23 protein-coding genes are annotated in these 24,304 nt (G+C 65.6%); 14 read left to right on the top strand and 9 right to left on the bottom strand.

Annotation, left to right across the window (positions count from 1 at the left end; genetic code table 11):
* Window positions 1-80: 80 nt before the first annotated feature.
* Entirely contained in the window at window positions 81-887 is an 807-nt protein-coding gene (locus MUK71_RS09665; RefSeq protein WP_227927708.1) for a PIG-L deacetylase family protein, read from the top strand.
* Between the two features lie 138 nt (window positions 888-1,025).
* Window positions 1,026-1,403, top strand: coding sequence for a VOC family protein (locus tag MUK71_RS09660; RefSeq protein ID WP_432418047.1), 378 nt, complete (start codon window positions 1,026-1,028; stop codon window positions 1,401-1,403).
* A gap of 244 nt (window positions 1,404-1,647) precedes the next feature.
* Here the strand turns inward: MUK71_RS09660 and MUK71_RS09655 are convergent, their stop codons facing one another.
* Window positions 1,648-2,445: a hypothetical protein gene (locus MUK71_RS09655; protein ID WP_227927710.1), complete on the bottom strand. Its 798-nt coding sequence runs from the start codon at window positions 2,443-2,445 to the stop codon at window positions 1,648-1,650.
* A 283-nt stretch (window positions 2,446-2,728) separates the two neighbouring features.
* On the opposite strand from MUK71_RS09655, the gene MUK71_RS09650 reads away from it, so the two are divergent.
* Entirely contained in the window at window positions 2,729-3,523 is a 795-nt protein-coding gene (locus tag MUK71_RS09650; RefSeq protein WP_244802767.1) for a hypothetical protein, read from the top strand.
* A 6-nt stretch (window positions 3,524-3,529) separates the two neighbouring features.
* On the opposite strand, the gene MUK71_RS09645 is transcribed toward MUK71_RS09650, so the two are convergent.
* The 4 genes from MUK71_RS09645 to MUK71_RS09630 form a co-directional block, all read right to left on the bottom strand.
* Window positions 3,530-4,348 carry a DUF427 domain-containing protein gene (locus MUK71_RS09645; protein WP_227927711.1) on the bottom strand — a complete coding sequence of 273 codons (819 nt, stop codon included), beginning with the start codon at window positions 4,346-4,348 and terminating at the stop codon, window positions 3,530-3,532.
* Between the two features lie 136 nt (window positions 4,349-4,484).
* Entirely contained in the window at window positions 4,485-4,658 is a 174-nt protein-coding gene (locus tag MUK71_RS09640) for a hypothetical protein (protein WP_227927712.1), read from the bottom strand.
* Window positions 4,659-4,765: 107 nt separating this feature from the next.
* The gene (locus MUK71_RS09635) at window positions 4,766-5,407 is read right to left on the bottom strand and encodes an MBL fold metallo-hydrolase (protein WP_227927713.1); all 642 of its coding nucleotides are present in this window, start codon (window positions 5,405-5,407) and stop codon (window positions 4,766-4,768) included.
* Window positions 5,407-6,492 (bottom strand): S-(hydroxymethyl)mycothiol dehydrogenase, encoded by a 1,086-nt coding sequence (locus MUK71_RS09630; RefSeq protein ID WP_227927714.1) that lies wholly within the window; start codon window positions 6,490-6,492, stop codon window positions 5,407-5,409. Before MUK71_RS09630 ends, MUK71_RS09635 begins: the two co-directional genes overlap by 1 nt.
* 237 nt (window positions 6,493-6,729) lie before the next feature.
* On the opposite strand from MUK71_RS09630, the gene MUK71_RS09625 reads away from it, so the two are divergent.
* Window positions 6,730-8,934: an MMPL family transporter gene (locus MUK71_RS09625; RefSeq protein WP_227927715.1), complete on the top strand. Its 2,205-nt coding sequence runs from the start codon at window positions 6,730-6,732 to the stop codon at window positions 8,932-8,934.
* Here MUK71_RS09625 and MUK71_RS09620 read toward each other — a convergent pair.
* Window positions 8,931-9,155 carry a mycoredoxin gene (locus MUK71_RS09620; protein ID WP_146361879.1) on the bottom strand — a complete coding sequence of 75 codons (225 nt, stop codon included), beginning with the start codon at window positions 9,153-9,155 and terminating at the stop codon, window positions 8,931-8,933. The genes MUK71_RS09625 and MUK71_RS09620 overlap by 4 nt on opposite strands.
* 137 nt (window positions 9,156-9,292) lie before the next feature.
* Between MUK71_RS09620 and MUK71_RS09615 the strand changes: the two genes are divergently transcribed.
* Window positions 9,293-10,063: an SOS response-associated peptidase gene (locus tag MUK71_RS09615; RefSeq protein ID WP_227927716.1), complete on the top strand. Its 771-nt coding sequence runs from the start codon at window positions 9,293-9,295 to the stop codon at window positions 10,061-10,063.
* On the opposite strand, the gene MUK71_RS09610 is transcribed toward MUK71_RS09615, so the two are convergent.
* Window positions 10,060-10,509 (bottom strand): VOC family protein, encoded by a 450-nt coding sequence (locus MUK71_RS09610; RefSeq protein ID WP_227927717.1) that lies wholly within the window; start codon window positions 10,507-10,509, stop codon window positions 10,060-10,062. The two genes, MUK71_RS09615 and MUK71_RS09610, sit on opposite strands and share 4 nt — an antisense overlap.
* Window positions 10,510-10,628: 119 nt before the next feature.
* Between MUK71_RS09610 and MUK71_RS09605 the strand changes: the two genes are divergently transcribed.
* On the top strand, window positions 10,629-10,967 hold the full coding sequence (locus MUK71_RS09605) for a chorismate mutase (protein WP_227901687.1): 339 nt from the start codon (window positions 10,629-10,631) through the stop codon (window positions 10,965-10,967).
* Window positions 10,968-11,013: 46 nt separating this feature from the next.
* Window positions 11,014-11,583 (top strand): DUF2087 domain-containing protein, encoded by a 570-nt coding sequence (locus MUK71_RS09600; RefSeq protein WP_227901688.1) that lies wholly within the window; start codon window positions 11,014-11,016, stop codon window positions 11,581-11,583.
* A gap of 59 nt (window positions 11,584-11,642) precedes the next feature.
* Here the strand turns inward: MUK71_RS09600 and MUK71_RS09595 are convergent, their stop codons facing one another.
* Window positions 11,643-12,683 carry a DUF2776 family protein gene (locus tag MUK71_RS09595; RefSeq protein ID WP_227901689.1) on the bottom strand — a complete coding sequence of 347 codons (1,041 nt, stop codon included), beginning with the start codon at window positions 12,681-12,683 and terminating at the stop codon, window positions 11,643-11,645.
* 249 nt (window positions 12,684-12,932) lie between these two features.
* Between MUK71_RS09595 and MUK71_RS09590 the strand changes: the two genes are divergently transcribed.
* The gene (locus tag MUK71_RS09590) at window positions 12,933-14,651 is read left to right on the top strand and encodes an MDR family MFS transporter (protein ID WP_227927718.1); all 1,719 of its coding nucleotides are present in this window, start codon (window positions 12,933-12,935) and stop codon (window positions 14,649-14,651) included.
* Between the two features lie 31 nt (window positions 14,652-14,682).
* Window positions 14,683-16,287: an MDR family MFS transporter gene (locus MUK71_RS09585; RefSeq protein WP_227927719.1), complete on the top strand. Its 1,605-nt coding sequence runs from the start codon at window positions 14,683-14,685 to the stop codon at window positions 16,285-16,287.
* On the opposite strand, the gene MUK71_RS09580 is transcribed toward MUK71_RS09585, so the two are convergent.
* Window positions 16,284-16,718: a hypothetical protein gene (locus tag MUK71_RS09580; RefSeq protein WP_244802766.1), complete on the bottom strand. Its 435-nt coding sequence runs from the start codon at window positions 16,716-16,718 to the stop codon at window positions 16,284-16,286. The genes MUK71_RS09585 and MUK71_RS09580 overlap by 4 nt on opposite strands.
* 288 nt (window positions 16,719-17,006) lie before the next feature.
* On the opposite strand from MUK71_RS09580, the gene MUK71_RS09575 reads away from it, so the two are divergent.
* The 5 genes from MUK71_RS09575 (at window position 17,007) to pgsA (ending at window position 24,110) form a co-directional block, all read left to right on the top strand.
* Entirely contained in the window at window positions 17,007-17,318 is a 312-nt protein-coding gene (locus MUK71_RS09575; protein ID WP_227901694.1) for a DUF6504 family protein, read from the top strand.
* A 40-nt stretch (window positions 17,319-17,358) separates the two neighbouring features.
* Window positions 17,359-20,802: a DNA polymerase III subunit alpha gene (locus MUK71_RS09570; RefSeq protein WP_227927721.1), complete on the top strand. Its 3,444-nt coding sequence runs from the start codon at window positions 17,359-17,361 to the stop codon at window positions 20,800-20,802.
* 80 nt (window positions 20,803-20,882) lie between these two features.
* Window positions 20,883-22,895: a threonine--tRNA ligase gene (gene thrS / locus MUK71_RS09565; RefSeq protein ID WP_227901695.1), complete on the top strand. Its 2,013-nt coding sequence runs from the start codon at window positions 20,883-20,885 to the stop codon at window positions 22,893-22,895.
* Window positions 22,896-22,910: 15 nt separating this feature from the next.
* On the top strand, window positions 22,911-23,489 hold the full coding sequence (locus MUK71_RS09560; RefSeq protein WP_227901697.1) for an HIT family protein: 579 nt from the start codon (window positions 22,911-22,913) through the stop codon (window positions 23,487-23,489).
* Window positions 23,490-23,492: 3 nt separating this feature from the next.
* Window positions 23,493-24,110 (top strand): phosphatidylinositol phosphate synthase, encoded by a 618-nt coding sequence (gene pgsA / locus MUK71_RS09555; protein WP_227901699.1) that lies wholly within the window; start codon window positions 23,493-23,495, stop codon window positions 24,108-24,110.
* The last annotated feature ends 194 nt before the right edge of the window (window positions 24,111-24,304 follow it).

The raw sequence follows: 24,304 nt of genomic DNA, 5'->3' as shown, positions 1-24,304 counted from the left end.
TTCGGGAAACCCCTGCCGGACTGCGGAGGAAGTCCTAGGCTGGAACGGTGGCGGAACCGCGGACTGCAGGAGGTGCCGGCATGGGTGGTTCCCATGTTCTTGCCCTCGTCGTCGCCCATCCCGACGATGACGCGTACGGACTCGCTGGAACGGTGGCGCTGCATGAACGCGATCCGGGTTTCCGGTTTGTCCTCATCCACGCGACCGACGGCGGTGCAGGAGGAGTAGACCCTGCCTATCCTCCCCTGAATGAGCCGCTTGGCCAGGTCCGGCGCCGGGAAATGGAGGCCGCGTGGACCGCGCACGGCCGCCCTCCGGACCGCCACGAATGGCTGGATTACGACGACGGGACGCTCAGCGATGTCCCGCGCACCGAGCTGGTGGAACGCATCGGCGGGATCCTGGCGCAGGAACGGCCCGACGTCGTGGCTACCTTTGGTCCGGATGGGATCACCGGTCATCCCGATCACATTGCCGTCGGCGCTGCCACCGACGCAGCCTTCGAGCTGTTGCGTACCGACGGCGGACCGGGGCTGCGGCGGTTGCTGCACGGCGCCATGCGGCGCTCCACTTGGGAACGCTGGAACCGCGGCCGTATCCGGCACGGCCTGGAGCCCTGGAACGAGGCCCGCGTGTATGACCTGCGTCCGGTCCCGGACGAGCTGATCGGGATCGAGGTGGACGTCCGAAGCGTCGCGGGGCGGGTGGTGGCAGGGCTGATGGAACACCGCACCCAACGCTACGCGGTGTCCCCGGGTGTGCCTTCGGACGCGCAGGAGGACGCGGGGTGGTCGCGGACGTCGGGGGCAGAGCCGCTGGTCATCGCATGGCCGCCGCGGCCACCGGGGGCGCCGGTGCTCGGTGATGTTTTCGAGGGGTTGGACTAAGCTGCGCCGAACTATATTACCTGCCTTCCACCCTCCCGCCTTCGCGTGTGAAGCCGGATACTGGCCGTGCACACCCGGATCCGCCGGCCAGCCGGCCCCGAAAACCCGAACAGGCAGGGAACATACATGAGGATTGTAGTGACCAGCATTTTTGTAGACGACCAGGACAGGGCATTGGATTTTTACACCCGTGTGCTGGGCTTCGAACCGCGGCAGGACGTGCCGGCGGGCGGGGCGCGCTGGCTGACCGTGGGGGTGCCGGGGGAGGACGGCGGGGTGGAACTGCTGCTCGAGCCGGCCGGGCATCCCGCCGTCGCGCCGTTCATGGAGGCCCTCGCAGCGGACGGGATCCCGTTCACGTCGTTCGCCGTGGACAGTGTGCAGGATGAATATCAGCGGCTGTCGGACCTGGGCGTGGCTTTCACGCAGCCGCCCACCCGGATGGGACCGGTGACGACGGCGGTTTTCTCCGACACCGTGGGCAACCTTATCCAGATTGCCGAAAGCGACGGCTGACCTTCCTCCGCGGCTGACAGCGGCCATGCCGCTAAGGGCCCGCGCGTGTGGAGGCAGCAAGACCCATGCGGCTGTAGGGCTGTAGCGTTTTAGCCCGCCCTCACCGGGCGCTATTGTGGGCGAGTCTTACTGGAATCCATGCGGCCGATTTGGCGAGTTTCAGGCGTCGGTGGGTGCTCTGGAACCGTAGGGGTGGTGGATCTTGTAGAGAGATGGACTGCGCGGTTGTAAAGCTGGTCCTTACTCACGAGGGCAACAGTCTCGCCTGACCGGCCCGTCGCATGTAAAGGTCGAGGGCCTCCTCGACCGCCGACGCAACGTGAAGCAAGTTTTGGAGGAAGTCACCTATTATCTCGGTGCCAGGATCTTCATCGACAACTGCAGCGAACTGGTCCTGCCAAGTAAAACCGTGCACAGTGCCGCTAAATGCATGCCACATAAGCATGTATCTACCGACTAGTTCGTCGGCATCGGGGAGATCAGACTGAAGTGAGACTTGCTCAGCAAGCGCTTTAATCATGCGGGTATCGCCCTTCGGCTTCTCACCTTCCAGCCTTGCCGACAACTTCTTTATCCGTATGTCCAAGTCCGCGATGAGTTCGCCCGGCGGCGTCTCTAACATCCGGCTTACGCTTGGCAACGTGTTGAACTCGACAAGTGCTTGACGTTCACTGGTCGCCTCCTTAAGCGCCTCCCCGAATGCTCGTTTACGACGTTCCCCAGGATCGTCCGGCAGAAGAATCCAGAGAGCCCTCGTTACGCTGACCAACGCAGTACGCATCAGCGGATAGAAAGCAGTAGGGATGTACTTACCGCGGGTCCAAATCATTTCCGTGATGGCATGCAGACTGTCCGTGGCGCTATTGATAGTCCACAGAACCAGGTGTGCCGGAGAACAATCGGGTGCACAGGCTGCTTCGTCCGCTTCCATTTCGCTGCCGGGCCATACCTCCATGGGCTGCTGTTTGTCGTCCGTCCAGCGCCGAACCTGATTAACGATAGACACCAGAAGTTGCAGGTCAGCCTGTGTGGCGTGGGGCATGTAAACCATGCTGCACATCATCTCGCATTGTGCGAACTTAGTCGGACTACCTCCTGAATGCACCCCATATATGTTCGTAGCGGCTGGTGTTCGAAGTTATATAAACCGCTGTCGTCCTTGGTCGCCTGAGTGGCGGTGAATTGGCGGTGGTCCAGCCGGTCGGCGTGGGTCCGTTGAACGATGAGCGTACGAGACTGGTCGGCCACAAACAGCTACAGGAACTATGCCGTTTACCGCTGCGGTTCACTCCACGTGGTTGATCAGCTGAAGTTAGGCTTCGGGTATGCCCGATACCGTCGAAGAGTCTATTCAAGCTGCGGAGTTGGCTATATTCCAGCGTAAATCGCTATCGCTGGCTGCAGCCGCGGCCGCAGGACTGGTGGGTAGATTCGAATCATTTTTACATGGTGGACTGCGGGCGAGCATGGCCACCGGGGACCAATATGGGTTCCTTAACACTGTCGAGGGTCTGGACGATCAGTCTGTTCTGGCTCTGCCTGACGTCCTCGGACAGTTCCCGGCCCCGCATCAACCAACCCTCATCGCGACAACGCCATCGCTAAGCCTCACCGACCGACTGCTAGAGGACGGATACACGCCGGCACCTACCCGGCCGATTGCCTACGTATGCCCGAGCTCAAACAACCGGTTGGACGGCACCGCTAGTGACGAGTGGCAAATCCACCAGGTCTCCACAAAGAGGGATACGAGCCTCTTTCTGGACCTTCTTGACGCCGGGTACGCCGCGTCAAGGGAGGTCGGGGAGTTGATCCGGGCGGAGCACGCCCACCCGATGGTCCGTGGTTTCATCGCCTCCCGCAACGACGAGCCCCTCGCCGCAGCTGCCATGTCAGTGCACCCCACGGGGGCGGTATTTGGCGGTGCTTCCACCCTTTCAGCTGCTCGAGGTGCTGGTGCCCAAGCCGCCCTCCTGGCACACCGCCTTCGACAGACAAGAGCTCTCGGTATCCCCTTGGCGACTGCTACCGCAGCTCCTGGAGCGCCAAGTATCCGAAACCTTGCCAGGCTGGGGTTCACCATCGTTGAACGAACAGCCTGGCTGATACCGGAGCAGTAGCGCGGCTCAGAAGCGGAACAGGGAATTGATGTCCTGTTTGGCGTCGTCCACGTACACGTCGGTGCGTTCGTCGAAGAACGAGACCCGGTCCTTGAGCTGCGCCGAATCCGGTAACACGGTCTCATAGGACCAGGCGAGGTCGGTGCCGTTCGGCTGCCCGGCCACGGACCAGTAGGTCGCAGTTCCCTTGTAGGGACAGACCGACTGCTTGAGTGACGGTTGCAGGGCATCCCAGTCCACGTCGCTCCGGGGAAAGTAGGTGCGCACCGGCAGCATCGTTTCGTACACGAAGACCGGTTTGCGGGTTTCCGCCAGCAACTGTCCGCCCAGGTGCACCCGCACGTTCCGCGAGGACTGCCGGGCGTCCACCCGGTGGAAGGGATCGCGGGGGTGCCCCTTGATTTCCTCGTCCTCTTCCAGCCAGCGGTCGAAGGCGTCGAAGTCCAGCAGCACGTAGCCGGCAAGATCCAGGTCATCCGGACGGAAGCCTGCGCCCGGCAGGTCATGGGATCCGGCACGCAGATCCAGTCGCTGGCCGGGCGCGGTATGTGCGGCGAAGGGATAGCGCGGATCCATCAATGCCGCAGGCGGGACAGCATCCAGCGGGTCCCGGTCCGGGGGATCGGCGGCGGTCAGCTCAGCGGTAATGTCGCGGGCAGGGACAGCATAGAGCGGCGTGACCCGTCTGGGCTCGTACGCCAGTACCGCACTGCTGGAATCCACCACGGTGTTGTCGCCCAATTGTGCACGGATGCGCCGCGGCGTGGGCTCGAAACGCAGCTCGGGGAGGAAGTTCCAGAATGCGGGGCTGATCTGCAGTGCCATGAAACCAGTCTCTTGCGGGGTGAAAGCGGATACAAGGGGTTGCGGATTTGATCAAGTCCCGGACACGGCCGGGACATGCCGAAGGCCCGTGCGGTGTGCACGGGCCTTCGGTGTGCTTCCACTCCGGATCCGGTATTTACGGATCCCGCTGCTGCTTCGGTGTGATGAGACGTGCAGCGACTGCCCAGGCGGCAAGGATGATCAGAGCGGTAATGAGCAGCTGTGCGAGGCTGACGGGGCCGCCCAGGATCACCGCATAAATGAAAACTGCGGCAAGGAACAATACCGGCGGGCCTATCCGATTAATCACTTTGCGATCCATCGCTTTGCCTCGATTCTGCTCGCGAGCCAGGCTGTTCAATTGCCCAAGCCTAACTCCGGGCGGTCAGCAGCGGTGCAACAGGCGGGACACCATTCCTAGTGCCCCCGGTCGATCCATTCCTGCAGGTGCGGCCCCTCGGCGGCGATCGACGTCGCATCGCCGTGCCCGGTGAGCACCTTGGTTTCCGCCGGGAGCGTCAGCAGGCGTTCCCTGATGGACTCGATGATGGTGGGGAAGTCGCTGTAGGAGCGTCCGGTGGCTCCGGGGCCTCCGTTAAACAGCGTGTCACCGCTGAACACCACCGGCTCCGGGACGTCCTCGCTGGCGGCCAGCGAGAAGCAGACCGATCCGGGGGAGTGCCCCGGGGTGTGCAGGGCGCGCAGGGTGTGCCCGGCGACCTCAAAGGTGTCGCCGTCCTCAATCACGTCATCCGGGCCCTCGTCCGGGAACACCGCGTCCCAGAGCATCCGGTCCGCGGCATGCAGGAACACCGGGGCGCTGAAGCGGTCCCGGGCCCGTTCCACCGCGCGGATATGGTCATCGTGGCCGTGCGTGAGCAGGATGGCCATGACCTCACGGTCGCCAACGGCGTCGGCAATCGCGTCAATGTTGTGCGCGGGATCGATGACGATCACTTCGGCGTCGTCACCGACAATCCAGACGTTGTTATCCACGTCCCATGTCCCGCCGTCGAGCGAGAAGGTGCCGGAGGTGACTACGTTGTCGATGCGGAACATTAGAGTTCCACCACCGAACGCAGGACCTTGCCGTCGTGCATCTTGGCGAAGGCTTCCTCAATGTCGCCCAGGCCGATGCGCTCGGTGACGAAGGCATCCAGGTCCAGCCGGCCGAGCTTGTACTGCTCCACCAGCATGGGGAAGTCCCGGGACGGCAGGCAGTCGCCGTACCAGGAGGACTTCAGCGAGCCGCCGCGGCCGAAGACGTCCGCCAGTGGCAGTTCGATCTTCATGTCCGGGTTGGGTACGCCCACCAGCACCACGCGGCCGGCGAGGTCACGGGCGTAGAAGGCCTGCTTGTAGGTTTCCGGACGGCCGACAGCGTCAATGACGACGTCGGCGCCGAAACCGCCGGTGAGCGCGCGGATGGCTTCGACCGGGTCCTCTTCCTTGGAATTGATCCCGTGGGTGGCGCCCTGCGCCTTGGCCATCTCCACCTTGGCGGGGTCGATATCCACCGCGATGATGGTGGTGGCTCCGGCCAGCTTGGCTCCGGCGACCGCGGCAATGCCCACACCGCCGCAGCCGATGACGGCCACGGACTCACCGCGCTGCACCTCGCCGGTGTTGATGGCTGCGCCGATGCCGGCCATCACACCGCAGCCGAGCAGGCCCACGGCGGCGGGATCGACGTCGTCGTCCACCTTGGTGCACTGGCCGGCGGCCACGAGGGTCTTTTCAGCGAACGCGCCGATACCCAGGGCCGGCGTCAGTTCGGTGCCGTCCTCCAGGGTCATCTTCTGGGTGGCATTGGCGGTGTTGAAGCAGTACTGCGGCTCGCCCTTGCGGCAGGCGCGGCACTCGCCACAGACGGCGCGCCAGTTCAGCACCACGCGGTCCCCGGGGGCCACCTCGGTGACATCGGGGCCGACGGCGGAAACCACGCCGGTGGCCTCGTGGCCAAGCAGGAAGGGGTAGTCGTCATTGATAGCGCCCTGCTTGTAGTGCAGATCGGTATGGCAGACACCGCAGGTGAGGATGTCCACGAGCGCTTCCCCGGGGCCGGGATCCGGCACCAGGATGGTCTCCAGCGAGACGGGGGCGTTCTTTTCCTTGACGACTACGGCCTGAACCTTATGGACCATGGGGTGCTGCCTCCTGCGATGTTCGGCGGGGCGCCGACGTCCGGCGTCCCGGTTTCCATCCTATGAAGCGATCCGGCCCGGAGCGAAGCCGGGAATTACGCTTCCGCTTCCGGCGCAACCGTGCAGGGACTGCCGCCGTCGACGGCGCAGTCCTACGATGGAAGGCGGAAAAGGGTCTGCAGCGTGTACATGCCGCGGCTGATATTCCCGGAGTGCCACCTAGCCCTAGGACGGCCCATGAACGCCTCAGCATCCGGCAGCACCCGCCACTCTCCCGGAAGCAGGCCGCGCACCGGCTGGCGCGTCTTCTTGCTGCCGGTGCTGCTGGTGCTGGCCTGGCTGGCGGTCGGCGGCGTCGGAGGCCCGTACTTCGGCAAGATCAGTGAAGTGGCGGATAACAACCAGACCTCCTACCTGCCGGCCAGCTCCGAATCCACGCAGGTGGCGGAGCTGCAGGAGAAGTTCACGGACAGCAACGCCATCCCCGCCGTGGTGGTGTACGTCAACGACGGCGGCCTGAACGAAGCGGACCGGACGTTCGTCACCGGCCGGGCATCCGCCCTGGCGGAGGTTGACGGCGTCGCAGGCAAGGTCTCCCCGCCGCAGTTCTCTGAGGACGGCAAGGCAGCAGAACTCTTTGTGCCCGTGGAGGATAACGACGGCGCTGCGGCCACCGTGGAGAACCTGAACAGTGTGGTGAAGGACGGCATTCCGCCCGGCCTGGACGGCTACGTGACCGGGCCGGCCGGGCAGCTGGCGGACATCACCGAAGCCTTCGGCGGCATCGACACCTCACTGGTGCTGGTGGCAGCGCTGGCGGTGCTGGTGATCCTGGTGGTGGTCTACCGTTCCCCGCTGCTGCCGTTCCTGGTCCTGCTGACCTCGATCCTGGCCCTCTCGGCAGCCATCCTGGTGGTGTTTTACCTGGCCAAGGCCGGGGCGCTGACCCTGAACGGGCAGGTACAGGGGATTCTGTTCATCCTGGGCATCGGCGCCGCAACGGACTATTCACTGCTTTATGTCTCCCGGTACCGGGAATCCCTGCGCGACCATGAGGGGCGCTGGGATGCTACCAAGGCGGCCCTGAAGGGAACCTTCGAGCCGGTACTCGCCTCCGCCGCCACCGTAGTGGCCGGCCTGCTGTGCCTGCTGCTCAGCGACCTCAACTCCAACAAGGCGCTCGGACCGGTGGCAGCCATCGGCATCGGCTTCGCGTTCCTGGCCGCCATGACGCTGCTGCCGGCACTGCTGATGCTGACCGGCCGGGCGGCGTTCTGGCCGCGGCGGCCGGCGTTCGGTTCGGAACACCCGGACCGGGACGGCAACTCGGCCAAGGGGTTCTGGCCACGGGTGGCCCGCACGGTCAAGGGCCATCCGCGCCGGGTCTGGGTGGTGCCTACCCTGGTGCTGCTGATTGCGGCAGGCGGCCTGCTGCAGCTGCGTGCCTCCGGGGTGCCGCAGAGCGACTTTGTGCTGGGCGAGACCGCGGCCAAGGAAGGCCAGCAGGTCCTGGGTGAGCACTTTCCCTCCGGCTCCGGCAGCCCCGCGCTGATTGTCGCCCCGGAAGGTGAACTGGACGCCGTTGCCCGGACCGTCCTGTCGGTGCCCGGCGTCGATGCACTGGCGGTGAACGCCACGGGTACTCCGGCCGGAACGCTGCCGGTGACGGCCGACGGCGTGCAGGCCTCGCCCGTGCCCGGTACCTCAGGCGCGCCGAAGGTGGTGGAGGGGAAGGTCCTGCTGGAGGCGACACTGACCGAATCGGCGGAATCGGACTCCGCCGAGCAGACGGTGACCGAGATGCGGGACAAAACGGCCGGCATCGGGGATGTGCTGATCGGCGGGGTCACGGCGACCACTATCGATACCAATGCCTCGGCCGCCCATGACCGGAACCTGATCATCCCGGTGGTCCTGGTGGTGATCCTGTTCCTGCTGATGCTGCTGCTGCGGTCGCTGCTGGCACCGTTCCTGCTGATCCTGACGGTGCTGCTGTCCTTCGGGGCGACCATGGGTGTTTCCGCCGTGGTGTTCAACCACGTCTTCCACTTCCCGGGGGCGGATCCGGCGGTGCCCCTGTACGGGTTCATCTTCCTGGTGGCCCTGGGCGTTGACTACAACATCTTCCTGATGACCCGGGTGCGGGAGGAAAGCATTGGCCACGGCACCCGGGAAGGGGTGATCCGCGGGCTGATGATCACCGGCAGCGTGATTACCAGCGCCGGTATTGTGCTGGCGGCAACCTTCGCGGCGCTGGGCGTGATCCCGGTACTGTTCCTGGCGCAGCTGGCGTTTATCGTCGCCTTTGGCGTGCTGCTGGACACCTTGGTGGTGCGCTCGCTGCTGGTGCCGGCCCTGTCCTATGACATCGGGCAGCGGATCTGGTGGCCCTCGCGGCTGGCCCGGCGCGGGACCGGGCCAAACGCGGCGGCGGAGCGCTAGAGGCCCAGGCGGGACTTGACCTCGGAGGCGGAGGGGTTGGTGGCGGAGGAGCCGTCCGGGAAGATGACGGTCGGGACCGTCTGGTTGCCGCCGTTCAGTGCTTCGACCAGATCCGCGGTTCCCTCGACGTCCTCGATGTTCACCTCGGTGTAGCCGATGCCCTGGCTGTCCAGCTGGGACTTCAGGCGGCGGCAGTATCCGCACCAGGAGGTGGAGAACATGGTGATGGTTCCGGCGGCGGGGGTGAAGGCTTCGGCTGTGGCGGCCACGGGGGTGCTCCTTTTGACGGTTGAAATGATCGGGTTGCCTACTCCAACAGTATTCGGGGCGGCTCCATTCCCGGTGGCAGACTGGTGGCATGTGCGGACGATACGTGATGGCCCGGGCTTCAGCGGACCTGGTCGCCGAGGCGGAGGCCGAAGCCGATGCGAACCTTGAGCTGCGTGCCTCCTGGAACGTTGCACCGACGTCGGACGTGCCCGTGGTGCTTGAACGCTTCGTGGAGGGCCGGCGGGTCCGTCAGGTGCACGTGGCGAAGTGGGGTCTGGTGCCGGGCTGGGCCAGGGACGCATCGGTGGGGGTGCGGGCCTTCAATGCGAGGACCGAGACGGTGCTGGAGAAACCGACCTTCCGCGACGCCGTCGCCGCCCGCCGCTGCGCTGTCCCGGTGGACGGATACTACGAATGGAAAACCGGGCCCGGTAAAACCCGCCGCCCGTTTTATGTCTCGCGGCCGGACGGGCGGCCCATCTTCTTTGCCGGACTCTATGAATGGTGGCGCGATCCGGCCAGGGGACAGGCCGATCCCCAGCGGTGGCTGCTCTCCACGTCCATCCTGACCGTTGCCTCACCCCCGGCGGAGCACACCGAACCGGTGCTTCGGGACCTGGCGGACCTGCATGACCGGCTGCCGCTGCCGCTCTCGCCGGCCGCGATGGCCGCCTGGCTGGATCCCTCCCGCCGGGATGCCCCGGAGCTGGTGGGCGCGGTTGTGTCACAGGCGTATGCGGCGGCGTCGGACTGGGCCCTGCACCCGGCCCACCCCGCCGTCGGCAACGTCCGCAACGACGGGGAATACCTGCTGCACCCCGGGGAACCGGCCGGCACGGTGGAAGAGGTGCTCTTCTAGCCGCTCATATCCGGCCCGAGGACTGCCAGGGTGACCTGCCCGGAGGTGCCCACGGTCAGCCCGGGGTTACAACAGACCTCCCAGCGCACGCCGTCCGGATCGGTGAAGTAGCCGGAGTACCCGCCCCAGCTCATCTGGCTTCCCGGCGCGGTGATCTGCCCGCCGGCGCCGGCGGCCTTGGCCAGCACGGCGTCCACATCGGCCGGAGACTCCACATTGTGGCCCAGGGTGAAGGGGGCGTCGCGGATATCGCCCAACGGCCCGGCCTCCGCTGCCAGATGGTCGGCGCGGAAGAAGGACAGCACCAGGCCGTGGTTCACCTGGAAAAACAGCACTTCCTCCGGAACGTACTGCAGCGGCGTCCAACCCAGCCGGGCAGCATAGAACGCGTAAGTTACTTCGAGGTCCCGTACGCCTACGGTCACCACGGATACATGGGGGTTCACGTTTTGATCCTGCCATTGAACGCGGTGGAATGCGCATTGTGGCGCGGAAAACGGGTAAGCCCCGCCGCGGGGCGGCAATTGCGCCCAAGGTGCCGGCGGGTACTGGATACTCTTAAACCATGGAAACAGCTGAGCAGAAATCCGTTTCGGGACAGCTAGATGATGTCCGGACAGCAATTGACGAAATCGATGAGGAAATCGTTGCGCTGATCTGGCGGCGGGAACGGCTGGTCCGTCTCGCCGGGGGGCTCAAGGAAAACGACGACGCCGTACGGTCACCCAAGCGCATGGAGGAAGTGATTGCCCACGTCCGGCAGGCTGCCGAGGACCAGGACAGCGACTGCAACGTGGTTGAACGCACGTACAAGGCCATGATCGAGGCCTTCGTGGACTACGAACTCAAGGTACGCCAGCAGATGGAAACCCAGCGCAAGCTGGACGCGTTCAGCCGCAGCTAGGAGCTCCGGCCGGGGCGGCTGAGCCGCGTGCGGTATGTTGTGGCGCATGAACCAGACCACCCCGGCCGCCGGAAACGCCTGGCGTCCCGTTGCCGCGGCGCTCGCGGACCCGCGCCGGCTGCACCTGTACGCCCGCGCCGTGCTGGCGGCCGACGACGGGGCCCCGCTGGACCCGGCACACCTCACCTCCGCCGAAGCCAAGTCGCTGGCGGTGCTGCAAAAAGCGGGACTGCTGACCGTGCGGGAGAACCGGGTGGAGCCCTCGCCGTCCCTCTTCCGCGACCTGCTCGCCGCCGGCGTCCAGCCGCCGGACTCCTCCGCCCGCCGGTTCCTGGTGAACGGCAGGATCGAGGCGTACCCGCGCAAACGCTCCGACCGGCTCGAACTGCTGCATCTGGTGGCCGGGGAGGTTTTTGAACACGCTGTACCGCCGGAGCCGGGCCTTCGGCCGGTGCTGTCCGAAAAGGACCTGACGGCCCGACTGGCCGGGTACACCGCCGATCCCGCGGCCATCCGCCGCTATCTGGTGGACGAGGGCATTGTGGCCCGCGATCCGGCCGGCACCCGGTACTGGCTCACCCGCCCCCGCCCGGCCGAAGGAATGGACTTTGCCTGACCGCCTCTCCTCTGCCGGACCCGAGGCAGCGGGCCCGGCCGCCGGACGAACAGCCGCCGCTACTCCGTTCCCGCCTCGAGGATCGAGACGATGGAGAACAGCGTAAAACAGACGGCTCCGAGTCCCACCAGCACGTGCGCGGGGACAAAGAACGCCGGGTCCGTGCCGGCGGCTTCAAAAAGGAATGCCGCGAAAAACAGGCAGGTGAGCGCTGTTCCGATGGGCATCAGCGGGATGCGGTTGGCCAGGGCAAACGAGCGGCGCCAGACGAGGGCGAGCAGCAGCACCTTGGACAGGATACTGAAGCAGATCAACCCTAGGCCGATCAGCACACATCCCGGGGCCAGCCTGGCGGGTTCACCTGAGCTGAACAGCACGAAGAATCCGAGCAGCAGGTTGACGGCTCCCGCGGCAGCCACAAGCCAGGGCCAGGCCAAACGCTCGCTGTCGTTGAAGGCATTGCGTATCTGGCGCACGATGCTCGCCACCAGGGCGATCAGTGCGGTGCAGATCACCGACAGTCCGATCATGACGTGGCCGGCCACGAATCCGGGAATGTCTCCGCGCATCAGCAGGCCGGCAGCCAGGGAAAAACCGGTGATGGCGGCGGCAGCCGGAACCGCGATCAGTGCGGCGCCGGCGGCACGGGAGTGGGCACCCTCCGGCGGTCCGCCCAGCGGATCGAGCAACTGTGCAGATTGGATCAGGGTGAATTTCGTGGATGCAGCCGCGACGGTGCTGACGCATGCGGCGACGAAGCCGACACCGATTACTACGAAGCCCGCCGTCAGGTGCGCTGCGGTGTTCTCCCGGTTGGCAAGGATGATGCCCCAGATAATGGCGGCGGCAGCAGCCATATAGCCGGAGAGCGGCAGAATGATCCCCCACACGCGCCCGTAACGGTTGATGAGCTGCCGGATGATGGTGGCGGCCGTCGTGAACAGTGCATAGCAGATGGCGGTCAGCCCGACGTTGACGTGTCCGGCGACAAAATGGCTGGCATCGTCGGGCCCGGCCAGAATGTAGAGGCCATAGGACAGGCAGACAGCGCCCATCAGAAGCGGTATCGCGCGAAAAACAATACTGATGGTGCGGTTCATGGCGTACCCCGAAAGACATCGTGGATCGTGCGGGCTTCGGCATCATGACGGTCCGTATTGAGGCCCAGTGTGCACTTGCTGTGCGCGCGGAACAAGGCTGTCAGCGGGGAGCCGCTCCGTCTCCGTGCGGCTTCGTTTTCCGCAGCGGTGACGCCGCCGCGGACCGTTGACTTGGCGGCACCGCGGGCGTCGAATGGAAAGGGCAACCCGGACTGCCACCTTCCGGCGGAAATTTCCTAGGAGATGCGTATGGCAGAGAGGTTTACCGCCCGCGGAACAGTAGCAGCCCACCCCGCCGCAGGGATGACCGGCGCCATGGGCGCCCCGGTCAATACCGTATCGCTGGCTGCCCACTCCGGCGCGACGCTGGCACGTCCCGCCGCTGCTCCGGCGCCCCCGGGTGCTTCGACAGGCGGTCCTGCGTCCCCGGACCTGCCCTCCGGGCGGCAGGGCGCCCCTGAGCACTCCAGCCGCCGGGTCGCCCTCATTTTCACCGGACTGATCCTGGCCGTGCTGATTGCCGCCCTGGACCAGACCATCGTGTCCACAGCCCTGCCCACCATCGTGGGGGACCTGCACGGACTGGACCATCTGTCCTGGGTGATTACCGCGTATCTGCTGACCTCCACCATCGGGCTGCCCGTCTACGGCAAGCTGGGTGACCTGCTGGGACGCAAGAACATCTTCATTTTCGCCATTGTGGTGTTCCTGGCCGGCTCGGCACTGTCCGGACAGTCGCACAGCATGGCCGAGCTGATCACTTACCGCGCCATCCAGGGCGTGGGCGGCGGCGGGCTCATCATCGGCGCACAGGCGATTATCGGAGACATTGTGTCCGCCCGCGAGCGCGGCAAGTACATGGGTCTGATCGGGGCGGCCTTCGGCATCGCCTCTGTCAGCGGGCCGCTGCTGGGCGGGTACCTGACGGACAACTGGTCCTGGCGCTGGGTGTTTTACATCAACCTGCCCATCGGGGTCCTTGCGCTCGCCGTCATCATCGGCGCCCTGCACCTGCCCCGGAACAGCGCGAAGGGCATTTCACTGGATTACGCCGGCGCCGCCCTGCTGGCCATCGGCAGCGCGGCGCTGGTGCTGCTGACCAGCTGGGGCGGGAACAACTACGCCTGGACCTCGCCCACCATCCTGACCCTGGCCGCAGTGTTTGTGGTCAGCGTGGCGGTGTTCATCCCCGTGGAGCTGCGGGCCCGGGAGCCCATCCTTCCGCTGCGGCTCTTCGCCATCCGCAATTTCCTGATCTGCACACTGGTAGGACTGGCTGTCGGCGTGGCGATGTTCGGCTCCATTGCCTACCTGCCGACGTTCCTGCAGATAGTCAACGGCGCGTCCCCCACTGTATCCGGGCTGATGATGCTGCCCATGACGGCCGGCCTGCTGATCACGTCCATCGGTACCGGGCAGCTGATTTCGCGCACCGGCAAGTACAAGATCTATCCGATCCTCGGGTCGGCAATCATGATCCTCGGGCTGGTTATGCTCTCGCGGATTTCCAGTACGACGCCGTATTCGTTCACTGCCGCAGGCATGCTGGTCCTTGGACTCGGCATCGGCGCGCTGATGCAGAACACCGTACTCATTGTGCAGAACAGTGTTCCGCCCAATGACATGGGCACCGGGGTGTCCACCGCCAACTACTTCCGGCAGCTGGGCGCGTCGCTGGGTATTGCGGTGTTCGGGTCGCTGTTCATCAAGCGGCTCAACAATCAGCTGGCCTCGGCGCCTCCCGGAGCCGGGGATGCGGCGTCCGGCGGGGCGAACTCAATCAGTCCGGACGCGATCAAGGCACTTCCCGCCGCTGCCCAGAACTTCGTCAAGTCCGCCTTCGGGGAAGCCCTGCCGCCCATTTTCCTGCTGGGCGTTCCCTTTCTGGCCGCAGCCTTCATCCTGACGTTTTTTATTGTGCAGCAGCCGCTGTCCAGAACCGCCCGGGTGGAAGCGGAAGTGGAATAGGACGCAAATCAGCGAGGAGCACCAACCCCCTATGTCGCATAGAGCGTTAACGCCGCGTATCGCGGCGATCCCCGACCGTCCGGTACCCGCAGTGCCCAAACACCGGGTGGAGGCAGCGGAAGAGGCCGGGCCCAAGCGCAATCTCGCCCTGGTCCTGACCGGGCTGCTGCTCTCGGTGCTGCTGGCTGCCCTGGACCAGACCATCGTGGCAACTGCGCTGCCCACCATAGTGGGGGACCTCAACGGCCTGGAGCACCTGTCCTGGGTGGTTACCGCCTACATTCTGGCTGCGACCATAGGCCTGCCGATCTACGGCAAGCTCGGTGACCTGTTTGGCCGCAAGAGCATCTTCATCTTCGCCATTGCGGTCTTCCTCACCGGATCGGTCCTGTCCGGGCTGGCGCAGAACATGGGCCAGCTGATCGGCTTCCGTGCCCTGCAGGGCATCGGCGGCGGCGGACTGATGATCGGGGCGCAGGCCATCCTGGGGGATCTGGTCTCTCCGCGCGAACGTGGGAAGTACATGGGCCTGATCGGTGCCGCCTTCGGACTGGCCTCCGTGGGCGGTCCGCTGCTGGGCGGCTGGATCACCGATGCCTGGTCCTGGCGGTGGGTGTTCTACATCAACCTGCCCATCGGAGCGGTGGCGCTCGCCGTCGTCATCACCTCACTGCACCTGCCCAAGCCCAAGGGGAGGCGCCCGAAGCTGGACTACGCCGGCGCGGGGCTGCTGGCGCTCGCGAGCGCTGCCCTGATCATGCTGACCACCTGGGCCGGGACCACGTATGCCTGGTCCAGTCCGCAGATCCTTGTCCTGGCCGCCGTGACCCTGGCGGCCGTCGGAGCGTTTATCCCGGTGGAGCGGCGTGCTCCCGAACCCATCCTCCCGCCGGCCCTGTTCCGGCGCCGGAACTTCCTGCTGCCCGTGCTGGTGGGGATCGCCGTCGGAATCGCGATGTTCTCCACCATCTCCTACCTGCCCACCTTCCTGCAGATGGTCAACCGGGCCACCGCCACCCAGTCCGGGCTGATGATGCTGCCGATGATGGGCGGCCTGCTGCTGACCTCCATTGGCACCGGGCAGCTGATCTCCCGGACCGGCCGGTACAAGATCTACCCCGTGCTAGGCTGCGCGGTGATCATTGCCGGGCTGGTGCTGCTCTCGCGGATTTCTGACACCACCCCCTACAGCTTCACGGCGCTCGGGATGCTGGTGATGGGACTGGGCATCGGCATGCTGATGCAGAACCTGGTGCTGATAGTGCAGAACAGTGTGCCCGGGCGGGACATGGGAGCAGCGATCTCCGCGGCGAACTATTTCCGCCAGATTGGCGCGTCCTTTGGTATTGCCCTGTTCGGCTCGATCTTTATCCACCGGCTGGGCAACGAGCTGGCCGGGGCGCCGGCCGGTGCCGGAGCAGCGGTGGGCGGGGACATCAACTCGCTCAGTCCGGCGATGCTGCGCGGGCTGCCCGCACCGGCGCAGGACTTCATTGCTGCTGCTTTCGGCAACGCCCTGCCGCCGATTTTCCTGCTGAGTGTGCCCGTGGTGGCAGTCGCCCTGGTGCTGTGCCTGTTTATCCGGGAAGTACCGCTGTCCACCACGGTGCGCAGTGAGGCTGCAGAGGAGGCCTAGGTTGCGTCGTAAGTGGACAGAAGGAAAAGGACCCAGCCGATCAGCGCAGCCATGGGCAGCTGCCACAGCAGGGAGGGAATGATGTACAGCCGGGCGGCCAGCTTCTTATTGCCGGCCCGGAGCGAGGCAGTGAAGCCTGCCACTGAGGCAATCAGGGCGGTAATACCGAGGAAGCCGATGAGATTTAGAACGCCGCCCACGCCGGCGCTGACACTGCCTAAGCTGCGGATCCAAAAGTAGAAGGGCATCAGTGCCAGGGCCCAGCCGAGCGTGACGATGACCATGCCGGTGATGGCCGGCTTGCTGAAGCGCTGCCGCGCCGTTTGGGTTCCGGACCGGTCCGGGGTTTCGGTTTCCGTGGGGTCGGTTTTCGGGGCCCCGGTTTCCGCGGGGGTGGCGTACGGGTTCCGGTACGGGATATCGGGATCCAAGGTGTGCTCCATCGGTGGGCGGGAATCTGGAACCAGTGTGCACCAGGATGGCGCGCTTCTGCCGGAACCTCTTCACCTGTGGCGGATGAACGGGCCGTAGGGGTGGGCCGGCCATCGGATCGGCACTACGCGGTGCCGATTGTCAGCAGCCAGCCGTACACTGAAAAGGAAGTGTTCGAATATATGTTCGAATTAGTTGGCAGTTGATAACCAGTTGGTCCCCTGTGGGAGGCCACGGGCGCGGATTCGCCTGCGGTGTGCGCGGGTCCGTCGGGGAAGGGAGCTGAAATGGGTGTCTTCAGCGAAGGCATAGAGGTGGTGTGTTCGCCTGCGGGTAAGCCACTGCGGCTGGTATGGGGCGGGCGCACCTACAAGGTGGGAGCTGACCCCGTGCGCTGGTATGAACGCCGCAACTGGTGGGAAGAGGAAATGCGGGCAGAACGCGGCCGCGGCGCCGGCCTGGTGGATACCGAGATCTGGCGCGTCCAGGCGAGGGTCAGCGACCGCTCCGACCTGCGCACCCTGGACCTCTCGCACCATGTCAACACTGACCGCTGGCGCCTGATCCGGATTCACGACGCCCTGAAGGACAGCGCCTGATGAGGACGGTGCCTGATGAAGAACGGTGCCTGATGCGCCCATGAGCTTTATCCATCTGCACGCGGCTACGGCCTTCAGCGCGCATTACGGGGTCTCCTGGCCCGAGGAGATGGCAGCCGCCGCGGCAGCGGACGGCGCCGACGCCCTGGCCTGCACCGACAGGGACGGGCTGTATGGAACGGTCAAGCACCTGCGTGCCTGCATGGAGGCGGGCATAGATCCCATTGTCGGGGTGGACCTTGCCGTCCTGGACAGTGGGAACGCTGTCACGGGCAGGGTAGTGATCCTTGCCCACGGGCATAACGGGGGAGCCGGCTACAGCGCCCTGTGCCGGCTGATTTCCGCCGCGCATGCCTCCACCTCGGCGTCCCGGGCACGGACCGGCAAACCCGTGGGAGTCACTATGGAACAGCTGGCCCGGTACGTCAGCGGCAGCCCGGATACCGGAGACAGTGACTCCCGGACGGCGCCTGCAGCTTCCGGGCAGGAGGGCGAACCCCTGCTCACCGTCCTGGTGGGCCCGCAGTCCGACGTCGGCCTGGCCATGCGCAGCCGCAGCTACGCCGTCGCGCGTACCCTGTTCGGACACTGGCGTGCGGCCATTCCTGCCGGGGCGCTCGCCGTGGAAGTAGTCACCCATCTGGCTCCGCCGGGGGAGAACCTCAGCCTTGCCCACGCGGTACGGATGTTCCGTCTGGCCGATGAGATGCGGATACCGGCCATCCTCACCAACGCCGTGCGCTACGTGGATGAAGACGGCGCCGCCACCGCCGACGTGCTCGACGCCGCGCGCTCGCTGACCTCGCTGTCCCGGCTGCCGGACCGACAGCCCAACGGGCAGGGCTGGCTCAAGGGGACACGTGAGATGACGGCGCTGGCCCGGGAGATCAGCTCCGAGGCAGGCTGCGGCTCGGCGGCACGGATGCTCGCCGACACTGCGGCGCTCGCGGACCGCTGCCGGATGGACCCGGTGGGGGATATGGGCTGGAAGCAGCCCGTAGTACCCGAAGCCTCGGTCATCGGCATAGACATAGAACCCATGCAGGAACTGCGCCAGCGGTGCGAAGCCGGGATCACCCGCCGGCTGAGGTCACGGGACTCGGTTGCCGAAGCGGAGATGCGGCACCGGCTTGACCATGAGCTGGGCATTATTGACCGCCTGGGTTTCGCCTCCTACTTCCTGACGGTTGCCGAAGTCTCGGCCATGATCACCGGCATGGGGGTGCGCGCGGCGGCACGCGGTTCGGGAGCCTCGTCGCTGGTGAACTATCTGCTGGGCGTCAGCCATGTGAATCCGCTGGACCATGACCTGATCTTTGAACGTTTCCTGTCCCGGGACCGCTCCACCCTGCCGGACATCGACATTGACGTGGAGAGCGCCGAACGGCATAACGTCTACCACCGCATCTTTGAACGCTTTGGCTCCGAACGGGTAACCCTGATGAGCATGCAGAACGGGTACCGGGCACGCGGCGCCGTGCGCGACGCCGGACTGGCGCTGGGCATGCACGAAGAGGACATCGGTGCCGTGGCCAAGCAGCTGTGGCGCTTCTCGGCGCGCAACTTCCGTGAGGCGCTCGCCGAAAAGCCGGAACTGCGTGAATTCTCCGGGCAGGTGGAAAAGAACCGGCAGCTGGACCTGCTGGTGGATCTCACCGAACGCCTGGACCGCCTTCCCCGGCACATCTCCATGCATCCGTGCGGGGTGATCCTGGGGGATAAGTCCCTGCTGGACCGTACCCCCGTGCAGCCCAGCGGGCTGGGCCTGCCCATGTCCCAGTTCGACAAGCACGACATGGACCCGATGGGCATGCTCAAGCTGGACGTCCTCGGGGTGCGGATGCAAAGTGCCATGGCCTTCGCCGTCCGCGAAGTGGTCCGGGTGCATTCCTCCCGGGAGGAAGTCATTGCCGCCGGCGCACACCGGGAGGGTCCCGGCAGCCCGGATCCTGAGTTCATCGAAGCCGACGGCCGGATCAACCTGGACGCGGTGCCGTTCGACGACGAACCCACCTATGAGCTCATCCGTAGTACGCACACCCTGGGCTGCTTCCAGATTGAATCCCCTGGCCAGCGCGAACTGGTGGGAAAGATGGCACCGCGGGAATTCAACGACCTGATTATCGACATTTCCCTGTTCCGGCCCGGACCGATGAAATCCGACATGGTCCGGCCGTTCCTGGAATACCGGCACGGGTTCTCGCCCGAGGTGTACCCGCACGAGGCGCTGCGCCCGGTGCTGGCGGAAACGCACGGCGTCACCGTCTTCCACGAACAGGTGCTGCGGACCCTGAACGTTTTTACCGGTTGCGGGCTGGCCAAGGCTGATGAACTGCGCCGGCTGCTGGGCAATGAAGCAGCGGAGCCGGGGGTGGAGGAGTACTTCCGCAGCAAGGCTGCAGAGCGCGGTTACACGCCTGAGACCATCAATAAGGTGTGGGACACCCTGAAGGCTTTTGGCAGCTTCGGTTTCTGCAAGGCCCACGGGGCGGCCTTCGCGGTGCCCACCTATCAGTCGGCCTGGCTGAAGGCACACCATCCCGAAGCGTTCCTGGCCGGGATTTTCGAACACGATCCGGGGATGTATCCGCGCCGGCTGCTGGTGGCCGAGGCCCGGCGGATGGGCATTCCCATCCTGCCCCTGGACATCAACCGCAGCGGCGAGCAGTACCGGGTGGAACGCACCGAGCAGGGCAAGCTGGGCATTCGGCTGTCCCTGGCCGGGATCTACGGGCTCTCCGCCGTCGAGCTCCGGCGCATTGCCGCCGGGCAGCCCTATGACTCCCTGGCCGATCTGCGTGCCCGGGCACGGGTTTCCCGGCCCACGCTGCGCCGCCTCGCCCAGCTGGGGGCCTTCGATTCCCTGAGTCAAAAAACCGGCTCCGGGGGCAGCCGTGCGGATCTGATCCATTACCTCGACGCCGCCCCGGCCCGCTCGTCATCCCGGAAGTACGAGCCGATCCCCGGGCAGCTGGCCCTGCCACTGGGGGACACCGAACTGGCGAACCTGCACCGGGAGCTGCCCGAACCGGGGCTGCGGGAGAAGGTCCGCACCGAACTGGATCTGCTCTCCGTGGACGTGAGTGCACACCTGATGGAAAGCTACGGGCCGCTGCTGCGCAGTCTGGGGGTGACACCTGCCGAAGCGCTGATGGATCTGCGCAACGGCTCCGAAGTGCTGGTGGCCGGGATCCGGGTTGCCACCCAGACCCCGCCCATGCGCGGCGGCCGCCGGGTGGTGTTCATCAGCCTTGATGACGGCACCGGCTGCGTGGACTGCACGTTCTTCCATGAGGCGCAGGAAAAATCCGGTCCGCTGCTCTTCGGCACCGAGCTGCTGCTTGTCCGCGGGCTGACCCGCCGCACCGGGCCCCGGGGCATCAGCCTGCAGGCCCTCGAAGCCTGGAATTTGGCGGACACTGCCTCGCTTCCCCTGCCGGGCAGTCAGCGCGGCATGTTGGTGGGGCACAAGCGCAGCGGATAACATCGGTACGGGCGCAAAGAAGGAGCCGGCCGGGTTCGGCCGTGCAGAAGACGCCGTACAACGAAATCTAGGAGACAACCGTGTCAGTGCCAGAGAAGTTCACCCTCATCGTCGACGGCGAAGAGACCACGGTGGATACTGGCACCACCGGTGCGCAGCTCTTCTTCGAACGCCGCGACGTCGTCGTGATGCGTGTGAACTCGGTCCTGAAGGACCTGGACACCCCGCTGGAGCAGGGCGACGTCGTGGAATCGGTCACCATCGATTCCGAGGATGGCCTGAACGTCCTGCGCCACTCCACCGCCCACGTGATGGCCCAGGCCGTGCAGCAGCTGCGCCCCGACGCCAAGCTGGGCATTGGCCCGTACATCAAGGACGGCTTCTACTTCGACTTCGACGTCGCCGAGCCGTTCACCCCCGAGGACCTGAAGACCCTCGAGAAGATGATGCAGAAGATCGTCAACTCGAACCAGAAATTCGTCCGCCGCGTGGTGTCCGAAGACGAAGCCCGCGAAGCCATGGCCAACGAGCCGTACAAGCTCGAACTGCTGGGCACCAAGGACGGCGCCGAGGAAGCCGGCGAAGGCGCGAACATCGAGGTCGGCGCCGGGGAAATCACCATCTACGACAACGTGGACCGCAAGTCCGGCGACGTCGTCTGGTGTGATCTCTGCCGCGGCCCGCACCTGCCGAACACCAAGCTGATCTCCAACGCCTTCGCGCTGACCCGCTCCGCCGCCGCCTACTGGCTGGGCAACCAGAACAACCAGCAGCTGCAGCGCATCTACGGCACGGCCTGGCCCACCAAGGACGCGCTGAAGGCCTACCAGGAGCGCCTGGCCGAGGCCGAGCGCCGCGACCACCGCAAGCTGGGTACCGAACTGGACCTGTTCTCCTTCCCGGACGAGCTTGGCTCCGGCCTGCCGGTGTTCCACCCCAAGGGCGGCATCATCCGCAAGGCCATGGAGGACTACTCCCGCCAGCGCCACACCGAAGCGGGCTACGAATTCGTCTACACCCCGCACATCACCAAGGGCCACCTGTACGAGGTTTCCGGCCACCTGGACTGGTACCGCGACGGCATGTTCCCTCCCATGCACGTTGACGAGGTCACCGACCCGGAGACCGGCGAGGTCACCAAGCCCGGCCAGGACTACTACCTGAAGCCGATGAACTGCCCCATGCACAACCTGATCTTCCGCTCGCGCGGACGGTCCTACCGCGAACTGCCGCTGCGCCTGTTCGAATTCGGTTCCGTATACCGCTACGAGAAGTCCGGCGTGATCCACGGCCTGACCCGCGTACGGGGCATGACCCAGGACGACGCCCACATCTACTGCACCCGCGAGCAGATGAAGGACGAACTGACCACCACCCTGAACTTTGTGCTGGACCTGCTCAAGGACTACGGCCTGGATGACTTCTACCTGGAGCTCTCCACCAAGGACCCCGAGAAGTACGTCGGCTCGGATGAGGTCTGGGAGGAAGCCACCCGCACCCTCGCCGAGGTAGCCGAAGCCTCCGGCCTGGACCTGGTGCCGGATCCGGGCGGCGCCGCGTTCTACGGCCCGAAGATCTCCGTCCAGGCCCGCGACGCCATTGGCCGCACCTGGCAGATGTCCACCATCCAGCTGGACTTCAACCTGCCTGAACGCTTCGAACTTGAATACCAGGCCGCCGACGGCACCCGCCAGCGCCCGGTCATGATCCACCGGGCGCTGTTCGGCTCCGTGGAACGGTTTATGGCAGTGCTCACCGAGCACTACGCCGGAGCGTTCCCCGCCTGGCTGGCACCGGTCCAGGTGGTGGGCATCCCCGTAGCCGAAGCGTTCAACGACTACATGTTCGACGTCGTCGACAAGCTCAAGGCGCACGGCATCCGTGCCCAGGTGGATACCGGCACCGACCGTTTCCCGAAGAAGATCCGCACCGCCTCCAAGGACAAGATCCCGTTTGTCCTCATTGCCGGAGGCGACGACGCCGAGGCGGGCGCGGTGTCCTTCCGCTTCCGCGACGGCAGCCAGGACAACGGCGTTCCCGTTGAAGAGGCCGTCAAGCGGATTGTCGAAGCCGTCCGGAACCGGGACAAGTAGGGGCAGCGGGACACCATGGCAGAAACAGACGACACGGACATAACGGACACGTTTGAACTTCCCGGTGTTCCCGACGCCTTCCAGCGTCTGTGGACGCCGCACCGCCTGGCCTACATCAAGGGCGGGCAGAAGCAGGTGTCCTCGGAGGAGACCTGCCCGTTCTGCGCTGCCCCCGGGCGGACGGACGAGGAATCGCTGATAGTCCATCGCGGCAAATACGCCTTCGTCATCCTGAATCTCTTTCCGTACAACGCCGGCCACCTGCTGGTCTGCCCGTACCGGCACGTGCCGGACTACACGGACATTGACCCGGAGGAAACCGCGGAAATCGCGGCGCTGACACAGACCGCCATGCGCGTGCTGCGGAAGGTATCGGGTCCCTCCGGCTTCAACCTGGGCATGAACCAGGGGGAGACGGGCGGGGCCGGGATTGCCGCGCACCTGCACCAGCACATTGTGCCGCGGTGGGGCGGAGACGGGAACTTCCTGCCGATCATTGCGCAGACCAAGGCCATCACCCAGACCCTGGGTGACGTCCGCCGCCAGGTTGCCGAGGCCTGGCCGGACGGCTCCGGCCGGGACAGCGAGGACTGAGCCGTGCTCAACAAATACGCACGGGGATTCTTCACTGCCGTTTTCACCCCGCTGGCCACCTGGTTGCTCCGGCACCGGGTCACCCCGGACATGGTCACCATCGCCGGCACACTTGGAGTGATGATCGGCGGGCTGGTCTTCTACCCGCTGGGTGAACTGTTCTGGGGCACCATCTTCATTACGGTGTTCATCTTCTCCGACGTCATTGACGGGATCATGGCCCGGCAGCAGCAGCGCAAGGGCAGCTGGGGCGGGTTCCTCGACTCAACGCTGGACCGGTTTGCCGACGGCGCACTGTTTGCCGGCGTAGCCATCTGGTTCTTCACGGGTGGCGACAACGACGCGATCGGCATCGCCGCCGTCCTGTGCCTGGTGGTCGGCATGCTGGTCTCCTACATCCGCGCGAAGGCCGAATCGCTGGGCTTCAACGCCAACGTGGGTATTGCCGAGCGGGCCGAACGGCTGGTGTCGCTGCTCGTGGCCACCGGGCTGGTGGGGCTGGGGGTGCCCGAGGTCCTGCTGCTGGTGGTCCTGGTGCTGCTGACGCTGGCCAGCTGCGTGACCATCGGCCAGCGCATGCATGCGGTGCGCAAACAGGCGCGCCTGGGAAACCCTGCTTAATCAGTTCCACAAACCTGCGGGAATCCCGCTGAGATGTGCCGCGGCCGGACCGGCCGCGGCACATTTTTTATGCCGGGCGTCAGCTGTGCCGCGGATCACGCTGTGCCACCGGTCGTCAAATCCCGCCCGGCTGCCTGTCACGGGAAGTCACGGGACACGGGGTCCCGAAGCGTGCCGCGTAATCTATCCCATAG

Origin of the sequence: Arthrobacter zhangbolii, from assembly GCF_022869865.1 — a bacterium.
GTDB classification, from domain to species: domain Bacteria; phylum Actinomycetota; class Actinomycetes; order Actinomycetales; family Micrococcaceae; genus Arthrobacter_B; species Arthrobacter_B zhangbolii.
The sequence above is the reverse complement of the archived record's forward strand: the minus strand, read 5'-3'. Positions and strand labels throughout refer to the sequence as shown.

Coding starts and splice junctions, on each gene's coding strand:
- MUK71_RS09650 (WP_244802767.1), top strand. CDS start 2,729: ATGCCCGATACCGTCGAAGAGTCTATTCAAGCTGCGGAGTTGGCTATA.
- MUK71_RS09630 (WP_227927714.1), bottom strand. CDS start 6,492: ATGGTCCATAAGGTTCAGGCCGTAGTCGTCAAGGAAAAGAACGCCCCC.
- MUK71_RS09655 (WP_227927710.1), bottom strand. CDS start 2,445: ATGCCCCACGCCACACAGGCTGACCTGCAACTTCTGGTGTCTATCGTT.
- MUK71_RS09615 (WP_227927716.1), top strand. CDS start 9,293: ATGTGCGGACGATACGTGATGGCCCGGGCTTCAGCGGACCTGGTCGCC.
- MUK71_RS09605 (WP_227901687.1), top strand. CDS start 10,629: ATGGAAACAGCTGAGCAGAAATCCGTTTCGGGACAGCTAGATGATGTC.
- MUK71_RS09570 (WP_227927721.1), top strand. CDS start 17,359: ATGAGCTTTATCCATCTGCACGCGGCTACGGCCTTCAGCGCGCATTAC.
- MUK71_RS09585 (WP_227927719.1), top strand. CDS start 14,683: ATGTCGCATAGAGCGTTAACGCCGCGTATCGCGGCGATCCCCGACCGT.
- MUK71_RS09575 (WP_227901694.1), top strand. CDS start 17,007: ATGGGTGTCTTCAGCGAAGGCATAGAGGTGGTGTGTTCGCCTGCGGGT.
- MUK71_RS09560 (WP_227901697.1), top strand. CDS start 22,911: ATGGCAGAAACAGACGACACGGACATAACGGACACGTTTGAACTTCCC.
- MUK71_RS09590 (WP_227927718.1), top strand. CDS start 12,933: ATGGCAGAGAGGTTTACCGCCCGCGGAACAGTAGCAGCCCACCCCGCC.
- MUK71_RS09600 (WP_227901688.1), top strand. CDS start 11,014: ATGAACCAGACCACCCCGGCCGCCGGAAACGCCTGGCGTCCCGTTGCC.
- MUK71_RS09620 (WP_146361879.1), bottom strand. CDS start 9,155: ATGTTCTCCACCTCCTGGTGCGGATACTGCCGCCGCCTGAAGTCCCAG.
- MUK71_RS09625 (WP_227927715.1), top strand. CDS start 6,730: ATGAACGCCTCAGCATCCGGCAGCACCCGCCACTCTCCCGGAAGCAGG.
- MUK71_RS09595 (WP_227901689.1), bottom strand. CDS start 12,683: ATGAACCGCACCATCAGTATTGTTTTTCGCGCGATACCGCTTCTGATG.
- MUK71_RS09645 (WP_227927711.1), bottom strand. CDS start 4,348: ATGGCACTGCAGATCAGCCCCGCATTCTGGAACTTCCTCCCCGAGCTG.
- MUK71_RS09635 (WP_227927713.1), bottom strand. CDS start 5,407: ATGTTCCGCATCGACAACGTAGTCACCTCCGGCACCTTCTCGCTCGAC.
- MUK71_RS09665 (WP_227927708.1), top strand. CDS start 81: ATGGGTGGTTCCCATGTTCTTGCCCTCGTCGTCGCCCATCCCGACGAT.